This is a genomic window from Pantoea sp. X-Soil-ISGK-275 (assembly GCF_059730795.1).
On the sequence record NZ_AP035976.1, the window covers coordinates 3578940 to 3591590 of the forward strand.

At 55.1% G+C, this 12651-nt stretch carries 8 protein-coding genes; 6 read left to right on the forward strand and 2 right to left on the reverse strand.

Translation table 11 applies throughout. From position 1 onward, the window contains the following. The first annotated feature begins 97 nt into the window (after window positions 1–97). Window positions 98–2389 carry an Ig-like domain-containing protein gene (locus AC6I8A_RS16580; RefSeq protein ID WP_497818793.1) on the forward strand — a complete coding sequence of 764 codons (2292 nt, stop codon included), beginning with the start codon at window positions 98–100 and terminating at the stop codon, window positions 2387–2389. Between the two features lie 73 nt (window positions 2390–2462). Here AC6I8A_RS16580 and AC6I8A_RS16585 read toward each other — a convergent pair whose 3' ends face one another. Next, window positions 2463–4565 (reverse strand): putative bifunctional diguanylate cyclase/phosphodiesterase, encoded by a 2103-nt coding sequence (locus tag AC6I8A_RS16585; protein WP_256697436.1) that lies wholly within the window; start codon window positions 4563–4565, stop codon window positions 2463–2465. Window positions 4566–4721: 156 nt separating this feature from the next. Beyond that, the gene (locus AC6I8A_RS16590; RefSeq protein ID WP_497818794.1) at window positions 4722–6824 is read right to left on the reverse strand and encodes a putative bifunctional diguanylate cyclase/phosphodiesterase; all 2103 of its coding nucleotides are present in this window, start codon (window positions 6822–6824) and stop codon (window positions 4722–4724) included. A 548-nt stretch (window positions 6825–7372) separates the two neighbouring features. Here AC6I8A_RS16590 and AC6I8A_RS16595 point away from each other — a divergent pair. Genes AC6I8A_RS16595 through AC6I8A_RS16615 form a run of 5 tightly spaced genes read left to right on the forward strand, consistent with a single transcriptional unit; the run spans window position 7373 to window position 12595 of the window. After that, window positions 7373–7942, forward strand: a complete 570-nt coding sequence (locus AC6I8A_RS16595) for a spore coat protein U domain-containing protein (protein WP_265298938.1) — start codon at window positions 7373–7375, stop codon at window positions 7940–7942. A gap of 38 nt (window positions 7943–7980) precedes the next feature. Next, the gene (locus AC6I8A_RS16600; protein WP_246862566.1) at window positions 7981–8475 is read left to right on the forward strand and encodes a Csu type fimbrial protein; all 495 of its coding nucleotides are present in this window, start codon (window positions 7981–7983) and stop codon (window positions 8473–8475) included. Between the two features lie 24 nt (window positions 8476–8499). Continuing rightward, on the forward strand, window positions 8500–9198 hold the full coding sequence (locus tag AC6I8A_RS16605; protein WP_497818962.1) for a fimbrial biogenesis chaperone: 699 nt from the start codon (window positions 8500–8502) through the stop codon (window positions 9196–9198). Then, window positions 9198–11633 carry a fimbria/pilus outer membrane usher protein gene (locus tag AC6I8A_RS16610; RefSeq protein WP_497818795.1) on the forward strand — a complete coding sequence of 812 codons (2436 nt, stop codon included), beginning with the start codon at window positions 9198–9200 and terminating at the stop codon, window positions 11631–11633. Before AC6I8A_RS16605 ends, AC6I8A_RS16610 begins: the two co-directional genes overlap by 1 nt. Then, window positions 11630–12595 (forward strand): Csu type fimbrial protein, encoded by a 966-nt coding sequence (locus AC6I8A_RS16615; RefSeq protein ID WP_497818796.1) that lies wholly within the window; start codon window positions 11630–11632, stop codon window positions 12593–12595. The genes AC6I8A_RS16610 and AC6I8A_RS16615 overlap by 4 nt, the downstream gene beginning before the upstream one ends. Window positions 12596–12651: the final 56 nt, after the last annotated feature.

Below are 12651 nucleotides of genomic sequence, written 5' to 3' on the forward strand. Positions count from 1 at the left end.
CTACTTCAAGACATTTCTGCTAAGCCAACGTTAGCAACCTCACTAATATCACGGGTTTTCAGGCCTACCCAACATCAGATAGACAAGGATATTTATCATGCAAGAAACAGTGCAAAAATGGACCACGAATCCTAAACCCTCTCTCAGCACGACCATTCCTGAGGAGAAAGGCGGGATTATGGAAATCGTGCTGAATGGCACCATTTACAAGGCGGATATTGACAAGGTGACGGGCACATGGAGCTGGACACCGGATGCCGCACTCGCCGATGGGCCCTATAACATCACCTTCCGGGTGATTGACGACGCGGGCAATTATGGTGATCCCACGCAGTTAATTCTTCACGTTGATACCACGGCGCCTTCCAAACCTGAAATTCTGCGCGTTGTGGATGATGAAGGTTTACATCAAAGCTGGCTGATGCCGGGTGCCAAAACCGATGATAAAACACCGGTCCTGAGTGGCAGCGCTGAAGCCGGTTCGATTGTGCGCCTGTACGACGGCAGCGTTGAAATTGGCAGCGCCAAGGCCGATCAAAACGGCCGCTGGGAAATTACTCCAGCAACCGAACTGCCAGAGGGGACGCACAGTTTCACGGTAACCAGCACCGATCGTACGGGCCACACCAGCAAGGCGTCTGATGCATTTAGCCTAATGATTTATCCTGACAGCCCGCCACCGATTGCTGGCGAGGCAACCTTCACCTACGCCATGGATAATGCGGGTAGCATAACGGGCATGCTGCTTGATGGTGCCATCACGGATGACACCACTCCTACCCTGCACGGCACTGCCTTAGCTGGTAGCGCTGTACGCATACAATATCGTGCAGAAGACGGCAACTGGATTGATGGCGGCCTGGCAACATTAAACTGTACGGAGTGGACCTGGACACCAAGCCCAGCGCTGCCTGAAGGAAAATACACATTTCGCGCCAATAGCGGAAAAGGATGGAGTTGGGAGTTCAGACTGGACATTGATCTGACACCTGGCGATCGTTACGAGATTACGCACGCTTACGACAATTCCTACAGGTATCTTGGAGAACTCGGTGACGGCGCGATCACCGATGACCGCACGCCAACGTTGCACGGTCGTGGCGAAGCGAACACCATAGTTTATATTCACTGGCTTAATCTGCAGGGCGCATGGGTATTGCTGGAGAGCGTCACCGTTGGGGCGGATGGTAAGTGGCACTATGAACCTGAAATGCTGGAGATGGGAAATTATGAATTTAGCGCGGAGGGAAGTGCTATTCATGATGCCAATGCGAAAAGCTTTGGCTTGAAAATTGTGCCTTATACCAGCTTTAACCCAACCATTGAAGGATTCATTGATGATGCAGGGCAGATACAAGGATTTATAAAAAAGGATGGTGCAATAACGGATGATACGACACCCACGTTGACAGGCATAGCTGAAGCCAACAGCGAGGTCATTATCAGATACAAATCGGGCACTAGTAATTTTGAACAATACGTTGTTGCTGATTCCAGTGGTAGGTGGACCTTCACACCCGAAGATTTAACGCTTGGCATGTGGGAATTCAAAGTCAAACGCGTGTATGGTCACTCAGAAGAAATAATAAATTTATCTGTCGTGCAGGATGACAGTGAAGCTTACTATTATGGTTTTAATGGGAAAATAGCTGGTGAAAAATTAGTTACAGATACACCCTGTCATCTTACCGGGGACATTTCATTAACATTATTAGAGGGAAACGCAGAGTTTCATTTCCCCGTTCTTACTCCGATCCCTGATAAATCCATGCTATTATGGGCACAAAATAATAGTCAACTTGAGTTTAATTTAACCGATACCAGAACATTTTCCTTTGACGTCGGCCTTGGTAATGGTGGCAACCTTAATATATCGGTATTCGACACATCCAATAACCTTATATCAAGCGTAAGTCACCAATTAACTGATAACTATGCAACTGGATACCTTTTAGAAAATATTTCGCTTAATGTCGATAACCAACCAATTGGCAAGGTAGTTATAGATGTTGATGACCTGGGTGGAGTTTTCATCGATAACCTGACATGGTTACCGTTAATAAACCCCAATCAAATTTTAAAAGATAATACCAGTGACAGTGCATTATTCATTATTGACGACGCTAACCCGTTATCACTGAACATTTCCGACGTGCTGGCATCCGGCCAAAAAGATCTTTATATCGATGACGGTAAAACCCAGCTAATGGTCAACGGTAAAGCGGATGACATCCTGCAACTGGACGATATTCTGCCAGCAGGCAATGAAACCAGCGGCTGGACGGCGCTGGCGGGCACCGTCACCATCGCCGGCTGCGAATATCAGGTTTACAGCAATGGCGAAGCCGAATTGCTGGTACAGGAAGGTGTGAAAACCGAACTGGTGTAATTGCTGACATCACCACCTTGAAGGCCGGGTTAACAACCGGCCTTTTTTTATTAACCGCACTGGTGCCGCAGAATTAAGGCATCTGCTCCACTTCCCGTTCGTCCTCTTCCACCGCCGCAAAAAAATTCGGCAGCTCCTCAATACGTTCCGGCGGCACCGGTTTTCCCAACAAGTAACCCTGCAACGTATCGCAACCTAAACCGGTAAGAAACGCCTGCTGATCCTGCGTTTCTACCCCTTCAGCCACCACTTTCAGGTGCAGCGACTGCGCCAGCGCAACAATCGCGGAAACGATGGTGGCATCTTCGGAGTGCGCCTGTAACTCGTTAACAAAGGCGCGATCAATTTTCAGCTCGCTGGCCGGTAAACGCTTGAGATATAACAAGCTGGAGTAGCCGGTGCCGAAATCGTCAATCGAGGCTTTTACGCCCATGTTGGTGAGTTCGGTGAGGATACGCACACTCTCTTCCGGATCGCGCATCGCCGTGGTCTCGGTGACTTCCAGCGTGAGCAGCTCAGCCGGAATCTGGTGCTGCGCCAGCGCCTCGGTAACGGTTTCCACCAGATTGCTTTGCTCAAACTGTACCGCCGACAAATTGACCGCCACCGACCAGTGCGGATGGCCCTGCAGATGCCAGGAACGCAGTTGGCGACAAGCTTCGTTAATCACCCAGTTGCCGATGTTAATGATCATGCCGGTCTTTTCCGCCATCGGCAGGAAGGCATCCGGCGCCAGTAAACCGCGTGAAGGATGCTGCCAGCGCAGCAGCGCTTCAAAGCCCAGGATCGGGCCGCTCGGCGCGCAGTATTTTGGCTGGTAGAACAGGCGTAACTCTTCGTTATCCAGCGCTTGCCACAGATCGTTATTCAGCTGCAATTGTGACTGCGCCAGCGTGTTCATCGACGGCTGAAAGAAGGTATAGCCGTTGCGACCGTTGTTTTTAGTGTGATACATGGCGGCATCGGCGTTGAACATCAGCTCGCGATCATCTTTGCCATCGCCAGGGTAGACCGCAATACCAATACTCAGCGACACCACCAGCTCATAGCGCGAGATATCGAACGGACGATCCACCGCTTTCACCAGCGTATCGGCGACCGCTGCGGCATCGTTGGGTTCATCGATTTCCAGCAGTAGTACAAATTCGTCGCCGCCCATGCGTGCCAGCGTATAGTGCCCTTTCATCTGTTCGGTCATGCGCTCGGTCACACCAATCAGCAAATTGTCGCCCACGTGATGACCAAAGGCATCGTTGACCGCTTTGAAGCCGTCAAGATCCATAAACATCAGCGCAAACTGCGACTTCTCACGATTGGCTTTATTGAGGGCTTGTTCGAGGCGATCTTCCAGCAAAATACGGTTGGGTAAGCGCGTCAGGTTATCGTGCAGCGCCAGCTGCGCCAGTTCGCGGTTGGCCTCCGCCAGCGAATGCGCAAGGATCGAGGTGCGTGCCTGCAAACGCGCATCCAGCATCGAGACCAGCAAGGTAATGCCGAGGATCGCCAGCGTCACCACCGTCACCACAATCGCCAGCCAGTTGCTGTTAACGCCCATTTGCGTCGCGTGGCTGTGCATCGGGAAGTCGGCCGCCGCCATGCCGGTGTAGTGCATGCCCGCAATCGCGCAGCCCATTACCACTGATGCACCTAAACGCAACACGGTGACACGGCCGTGGCCTTCGCGCAGGTTAAACGCCAGCCACAGCGCGGCACCCGACGCCACCAACGCAATCGCCACCGATGCCGCCACCCAACCCCAATTCCACGTAATGCCAGGCGCAAACATCAGCGCCGCCATGCCGGTGTAGTGCATCGCCACCACGCCGGACCCCAGCACCAATGCACCGCCACACAGTCGCGGCCACGGTAACGTCGGCGTTGAACACACCAGCCACAGCGCAAATACCGAGGCTAATACCGCCACCACCATGGAGGTGACGGTGAGCATGGGATCGTAGCTCATCACCATATCAAGGCTCATCGACAGCATGCCGATGAAGTGCATCGCCCAAATGCCGACGCCCATAGCGAATCCACCGCCAAATAACCAAACCAGCGCCACCTTGCCAGTTGAGGAAGCCACGCGCCCTGCCATATCAAGTGCAGTAAACGAGGCCAGCATCGCCACCAGAATCGAGACGATGACGGTAAACGAGTCGTACGAAGTCACTAACATAGTGATTTACCAAGTAAAAGCCGGTTTGAATCAGCTGTGGTGTTGTGATTAAAAGTGAGATCTATGGGTTTTATTGTAGGAATTATCGGCAGCATCACTGCCGATCTGAGTTTTTGAACGATGAAACCTTCCGATGGGGAAGAAACTAAAAATTGTTTATTGCGCGCCTGCCAGCGGCACCAGGTTATCGCTATACGCCAGCGGCACGTTAAGCGCAGCGGTAAATTCACCGATGCGGTCGGCGGGCGTGGGCTTGCCGAGCAGATAACCTTGCAGCGTGTCGAAGCCTAAACCGGTGAGCAAACGCTGCTGCTCCTCGGTTTCGACGCCTTCCGCCACCATGCGCAGGTTGAGCGTTTGCGCCAGCGTCAACATCGCGGTGACCACCGTGGCGTCTTCGCTACCGGCGCGCAAACTGTTTATAAAGGCGCGGTCGATTTTTAGCTCGCTGGCTTCGAGGTGTTTCAAATGCAGCAAGTTGGCGTAGCCGATGCCGAAGTTATCAATCGCCACTTTTACGCCAAGACGATGCAGCTCGGCAATGCGCTGCTGGCTGAACTGCGGATCGCGCATCGCGATGTTCTCAGTAATTTCCAGCATCAACGCCCCTTCCGGGATCTGATGGTGCTGCAACGCCTGGCGCACGCTCTCAATCAAATCGCGCTGCTGGAACTGTAGAGCCGAGAGATTGACAGAGACGGTCCAGTCACCGTTGCCTTCATCGTGCCACTGCTTAAGCTGGCGGCAGGCTTCATTGATCACCCAGTTACCCAGCGCGACAATTTGCCCGGTTTTCTCGGCGCGCGCCAGAAACATATCCGGCATCAGCAGTCCGCGACGCGGATGCTGCCAGCGCAACAGCGCCTCAAAACCGATTAATACCGTGCCGCCCGCGCGGAATTTTGGCTGGTAGAACAGGCGCATCTCCTGATATTCCAGCGCGTTCCACAAATCGTTGGCCAGCGCCAGCTGATGCTGCGCCACCGCGCTCATCGCCGGTTCAAACAGACACCAGCCGTTACGGCCGCTGTGTTTGGTGTGATACATGGCGGAGTCGGCGTTAAACATCAGCTCCTGCTGGCTGCGGCCGTGCAGCGGGAAGATCACAATGCCAACGCTCAGGGAGACGCGCAGCGAATAGCGATCGAGATTGAAAGGCGCATCAATGACCTGCACCAGCCGCTGCGCCAGTTTGGTGGCCTGATGCAGATGGAATTGCGGACACAGCAGTACGAATTCATCGCCGCCCAGACGCGCCAGCAGAATCTCTTCAGCGAGTTCACTTCGTAAACGCTCAGCCACCGCAATCAGCAAGCGATCGCCGACGTGATGGCCCCATGTGTCATTAATGGCTTTGAAACCATCGAGATCCATGAACATCAGCGCAAAGTTCTCATCCTGCATCGTCGCCTGTTTGATCTCCGTGGTGAGTTGCTGCTCCAGCATCACGCGATTTGGCAGCGCGGTGAGGTTGTCATGCATCGCCAGCTGGCGCAGCTCGCTGTTGGCGCGCTTGAGTTTAGCGGCGAGGCGCGCGGCACGGATCTGCGCATCCAGCATCGAGATCAGCAACATGAATCCCAGAATACTCAGCGTGATAATGGTGACCCACACCGCCAGTCCCTCTTCGCTGGCACCGTGATGTTGCATGCTTACCGGCATAACGAACTCTGCTGCCGCCATGCCGGTGTAATGCATGCCGGCAATCGCAATCCCCATCACTAACGCTGCGCAGGCGCGCAGTAATAACAGGCTTTCGCCCTGGCGCAGATGAAACGCCAGCCACAACGCCGCGCCTGATGCCGCATAGGCAATCAGCACCGAGAGCGCCACCAGCGGCAGATTCCAGTCAATTGGGCTTTCAATCATCAGCGCGTTCATGCCGAGGTAATGCATGACAATGATGCCGCTGCCCATGATCAGGGTGCCGCGAATTAAGCGTCGCCGGGTGAGATGGCTGCCCTGCACGCCCTGCGCAAAGGCAAAGATGGCGGTGACAATCGCCACCAGTAATGAGATGGCGGTGAGCTCGACGTCGTAGCGCATGGTCATTGGCATCATCATCGCCAGCATGCCAATAAAGTGCATCGCCCACACGCCGATGCCCATCGCGGTGCCTCCGCCGATTAACCACAGTTTTGCCAGACAGCCGCGTGAAACGGCTACGCGCCCGGCGGTATCTAAGGCGGTAAACGCGGCAATGAAGGCCACGATCAGTGAAACGGTAACCAGAACGCTATCCCAGGTAACCAGCAGCATGTGCGCTCCTAAACTTCACCCGCTACGGAGCAGGTGCGGTGTCGTCAAATTAGAACAAGGATGATAAAGCGCCGATCAAGGGCGATTCATGACCGCCTGCGGCGAAGTTCAACTTAGAACCGATCCGGACAAATCTTGAGTCATGGTGCGGATTTTTTTTATTTTCATCGTCAGTCGTTAAGCGAAAAATTAATAATATCTGATTAATGCACGAACATAACATTGAACCGTAGCGTGCGGTAGAGGGAGAAATCATCGGCTGTTTAGTTTTTCTAACCGCTCGCTACCCCTTGTGTTTACTGAGTTATCGGCGAAAAGTGTGAATTGATTAGGGAAAAATTGAACCCTCGGCGTACAAGTGCCGATTTGCTGATCTATAGTAAAGAAAACTGATATAAATCATTAATCCGTCATCTAGGAATTTTCTTAGATGGCAGGCGCTTACGCTGTCGAGTCCATTGCGGCTCTTGTTTGATTTCGGATGTATTTCCATAAATGTCTGACCAGGTGAAAAAGCACTGACCTTGGATAATCAGTAAGGAATGATTATGAAACTCAAGCTTTTTCTTATGGCTACTAGCCTAAGCGCCGCGCTAGCCCCTACTGCTGTTTTTGCCGCCACCACCACGGGAACCATCAATGCGACGTTGACGCTGACCACCGGTTGTTTGGTAAACGGCCAGTCTGCAACGACGGGGGTTAACTTCGGTACCCTGAACTTTGGTAGCAGCGCCGCCACCTTTGATACGCTCAATGCCACGCTGGTCGGCGCGTCCGGTAACGGTATCTATGTCCGCTGCACCACTGGACAAACCTTCAACGTGCAGGTCACCAGCAGTAATGCCGCTCCGGCGACCATTTACGGCACGGTGAGCGGCCAGCCACGCTATCTGATCCTCGGCTCCAACAATACGCAGGGTATTGCCTATACGTTGTATAGCGATGCCGCTTTTACCACTGCTATCGCCAACAACACCAATATCGCCGCCAGTGGCACCACGGATCCAACGTTGGGTACCAACTACGCCATTTATGGTCGCGTGGTCGGCGGCGGTTTTAACCCGTTGATTCCCGCAGGGACTTACACCGACACCATTAACGTGGCGGTGAATTACTGAGGGAAAGGATAATCAGGGTGGCCGTGGTGCAGCGGTTGATGCACAGTGCAGGCGGCCTTGCCCTGCTGATAGGGAGCGTCTCCGCCTGGGGGTTGCCCACGGCAACGTTTCAGGTTTCAGCATCAGTAGTGGCAGGCTGTGTTGTTTCCGGTACCAATACCGGGGTCTTTGGCACGCTTAACTTTGGTACCCAATCTGGCGTGGCAGCGAGCAGCGTCAGCGCCAGCTATGTGCAAAGCACCACTATCACTCTCGCCTGCACGCCAGGCACCGCCGTCAGCATGAGCATTAACGGCGGTAGCAATTACACCTCCACGCGCAACCTCAAACATACCAGCAACACCAATACCGTGGCCTACAGCCTGTATACCAATGCGGCACATACCACGGCGATTCCAGTGAACAGCCCGATGGCGTTGAGTTACAGCAATGCCAATAACATCACGTTGCCGATTTACGGCTTATTAACGCTGCCCGGCCCCACGCGCGCCGGGACGTATACCGACACCTTAACCGTCACGCTGAGTTGGTGACGGCGCCAATAAGAAGGATGAATGATGATGAACCTGCGCGCCCTGATTCTGTTGTTATGTGTGGCACTAACACCTGCGGTGCATGCCGCCAATTCACTGATGGTGTGGCCAATCGATCCGGCAATCGATCCACAAGATAAAGCCAGCGAGCTGTGGCTGGAGAATCGCGGCAATGCCACCACCATGATGCAGGTGCGCATCTTCAGCTGGCAGCAGGTCAACGGTCAGGAGCAGTATCAAACCCAGCAGCAAGTGGTAGCGAGCCCGCCGATGGTACGCCTTGAGCCAGGGCAAAAGCAGCTGGTGCGTTTAATCAAGCAAACGCCGCCTGAAGCCGGACGTGAGATGTCCTATCGCGTGGTGCTGGATGAAATCCCCACGCCGCGCACGCCGGGCGAGAATCAGGCCGGGCTGACGTTCCAGATGCGCTATTCGGTGCCGCTGTTTGTTTACGGCAACGGCGTAACACGCGACACGGCGAAACCGCAGCTGAGCTGGCAGGAAGTGAACAGCGGCGGCAAGCGCTGGCTGGAGCTGACCAATCACGGTAACGGCCACGCGCGTTTAAGTAATGTGACCATTGGCGGGCGCAAAATGGGCAACGGCTTGTTTGGCTACGTGCTGGCCAACAGCAGCCATCGCTGGCCGTTAACCCGCAGCGTAAGCGGTGAACTGTCGGCCGAAATGAACAAAGGCAACTGGAGCAGCGCTGCCGCGCGTTGATGAAGTTAACGCCGCATCCCTGCGCGCTGGCCGTTGCCAGCGTGCTTTGTATTAGCCCGATGAGTAGCAGCGCGGAGACTTTCTCCGAACTGCCGCCGCCGCCTGCGCTGGAGAATAACGCCAGCGGTCAGCAATACATGCTGGAACTGGTGGTGAATCAGGGCGAACGCGGCGACATCGTACCGGTTGAGCGCAAGAACGGTGATTTCTGGCTGCGACGCGGCGATCTGCAACGCGCCGGTATTCCGGCCGAGAAGTTGCAAGGGCAGCAGATCGATGTCAATCAACTGAGCGGAGCGAAAGTGGAGTATGATGAACGACGCCAACGCCTGTTATTGACGGTGCCGCCCGCCTGGCTGCCGGGCCAAACCATTGGCCAACTGCAGAATGCGCCGCGCTTTCCCGGCCGCGCCAGCAATGGCGCCCTGCTCAACTATGACTTCTACGCCACGCGCACCGATAACGCCGGTTCGCGCCTCTCCAGCTGGAATGAATTGCGCCTCTTTGGCCCGGTTGGGCAGTTTTCGACCAACGGTGTTTATGTGCAGCAACTGGAAGGTGGCGTTGCCGGTCAGCAGGAAGGCTATATCCGCTACGATACCTGGCTCAGTAATGAAAACGAGAACGCAGCGATCAGCTGGCGCGCCGGGGATTTGGTAACTGATGCGTTGAGCTGGAGCAACAGCGTGCGGCTGGGTGGCGTGCAGATTGGCCGCGACTTCAGCGTGCGTCCGGATCTGGTGACCTATCCGCTGCCGGCGTTTTCCGGTCAGGCGGCGGTGCCCTCGTCGGTCGATCTGTTTATTAATGGTTATCGCAGCACCCAGGCCGATGTGCAGCCGGGTCCGTGGTCGCTCACTAACGTACCTTTCGTTAACGGCGCAGGCGATGCGGTGATCACCACCACCGATGCAGTGGGCAGACAAGTCACCACCACGCTGCCGTTTTACGTCTCCAGCAGTTTGCTGAAAACCGGGCTATCCGATTACTCCTTTTCCGCCGGTGCCATTCGCGAAAACTACGGCATCAACAATTTTGATTATGGCGCGGCGGCGGCCAGCGGTTCGTATCGCTACGGTATCAACGATTGGCTAACGCTGGAGAGTCACGCAGAAGGCAGCGACAGCGTGGCGATGGGCGGCGCAGGTGGCCTGGTGAAGCTCGGCAGTTTTGGCGTGGTGAATGGTGCGCTGGCACAAAGCCAGATGGACGGCAATCCGGGTACGCAATACAGCTGGGGCTATCAGTACAACAACAGCTGGTTCAGCCTCGGAACTCAGCACATCATTCGCAGCGCCGATTTCGGCAACCTCGCGCTGGTTGGCAGTCGCGGCGACAGCGCGAACACCAGCTATTCACTGGCTCGGCGCAGCGCGCAGTACACCGCCAGCGTATCGCTGAATGATTACGGCAGCCTGGGATTGGCCTATTTTGATATCTCCGGCGGCAACGGTGACCGTACACGGTTACTCAATCTGTCGTGGAGTAAAAATCTGTGGGGTAACAGCAGTTTGTACATCTCCGCCAGCCGCGATCAGGAACAGGGCAACTGGAGCGGCGCGATTTCGCTGGTCATCCCGTTTGGCGAGCAGAGCAGCGCCTCGGTCAGCACCGAACGCGATCAGCAAGGCAATAACAGCCAGCGACTATATGTGTCGCGCGCCATGCCAACTGACGGTGGCTTCTCATACGATGCCGCGTGGGCCAATCAGGCCAGCGACAGCGGCGATTATCGCCAGGCCAGCCTGCGTTATCGCAACAATAAAATCGATACCTCAGCCGGTTTCTACGGCGATAACGACAACACCACGCAATGGGCTGATTTCACCGGTTCGGTGGTGTTGATGGATAACCGCGTGTTCGCTGCCAACGATATCAACGATGCCTTTGTGGTGGTGAAAACCGATTATCCCAACGTAACGGTGCGTTATGAGAACCAGACCATGGGTCGCACTGATAAACAAGGCTATCTGCTGGTGCCCTCAATCAGCAGCTATTACGGCGCGAAGTACGATATCGATACGCTGGATCTGCCCGCCGATCGCACCGCGCCGAAGGTTGAACAGCGCTTTGCCGTGAAGCGTAAGAGCGGTTATCTGCTCAACTTCCCGGTCGAGCGCCTACGCGCCGCCAGCGTGGTGCTGCATGACAGCAATCATCAGCCGCTGCCGATTTCCAGCCAGGTGTTACGTCCGAATCAGGCCACCGAATATGTCGGCTGGGACGGCATTGTATGGATGGAAGATCTGGCTGCCAGCAACCCGATTCACGTGGTGACGCCAGATGGACGCAGTTGCGATACGCAACTGGAGATCGCCAACGGCCAGCCAAAAGCGCTGGAAACCTACGGACCGCTTACTTGCCCGCTGCCACCGCCGCCGCAAGGTTCTGCGGTGAGCAGCGCGGATAATTCACAGTCAGGGATTTCACCATGAGAAAGCTTCTGCTCCTGCTGGCGCTGTTTTTACTGCCGGGCACCAGCTATGCGCTTTGTAGCTTATCGGCGCCGACTGCGACCTTTGGCTCGGTCACCACATTTTCGGTGGCGTCAACGGTGAATAACACCTCCAGTACCACCAATGTTAACTGTGGCTCAGGTACGCTTTCGCTGCTGGGCTCCGATAACATCACCTATGCCTTTACCACCGCCTCTAACCTCAGCGGCACGCGCGCCGTGTTGAAAACCGCCAGCGGCGGCACCGATAACATTCCGATCCAGCTGTGTATCGATAGCGCCTGCGCCACTGAATTACAGCAGGGCGTCAGCTATCGCTGGAGTTCCGCCTCACTGCTGGCGTTGGGTAACACCCTCAACTTTAATATTCCGCTCTACTTCCGCACCCTTACCGGACAAGTGATCGCCGCCGGCACCTATACCACCACCATTACGCTGACCGTCAGTTATACGGTGTGTGCCGGGTTGAACGTGGCAGGATTGTGCGTGGGAACGGTGCAGAGCAGCACCGGTACGGCGATGCCAATTACTGTGAATCTGCTGGTCACCAATGATTGCACCACCATCACCGCGCCGAACGTCAGTTTTGGCAGTGCGCCTTTAGTAGGCAGTTTCTCAACCGTGCAGCAGACGATTAACGTGGTGTGTTCAAAAGGCAGTACTTACACCGTGGGTTTGAGCAACGGCAGTTACTACAGCGGCACCACGCGACAGATGGCGAGCGGAACCAATCGGTTGGCGTATGACATCTACAAAGGCACCACCACCACCTCACGCTGGGGACCGACCGGCACCGATCGCTGGAGCAGCACCACCTCGACCTCGTTGAATGCGGATACCGTGACGCGCAACTTTACTTATACGGCGCAGATTTTGACGACGCAGAATACGCCCGCGGCGGGGAATTATACTGATAGCGTGGTGGTGGATGTGTCGTTTTAGGTGGGTGCGCGCTGTCCCTCATCCCAGCCTTCTCCCGCAAGCGGGAGAAGGAGCCG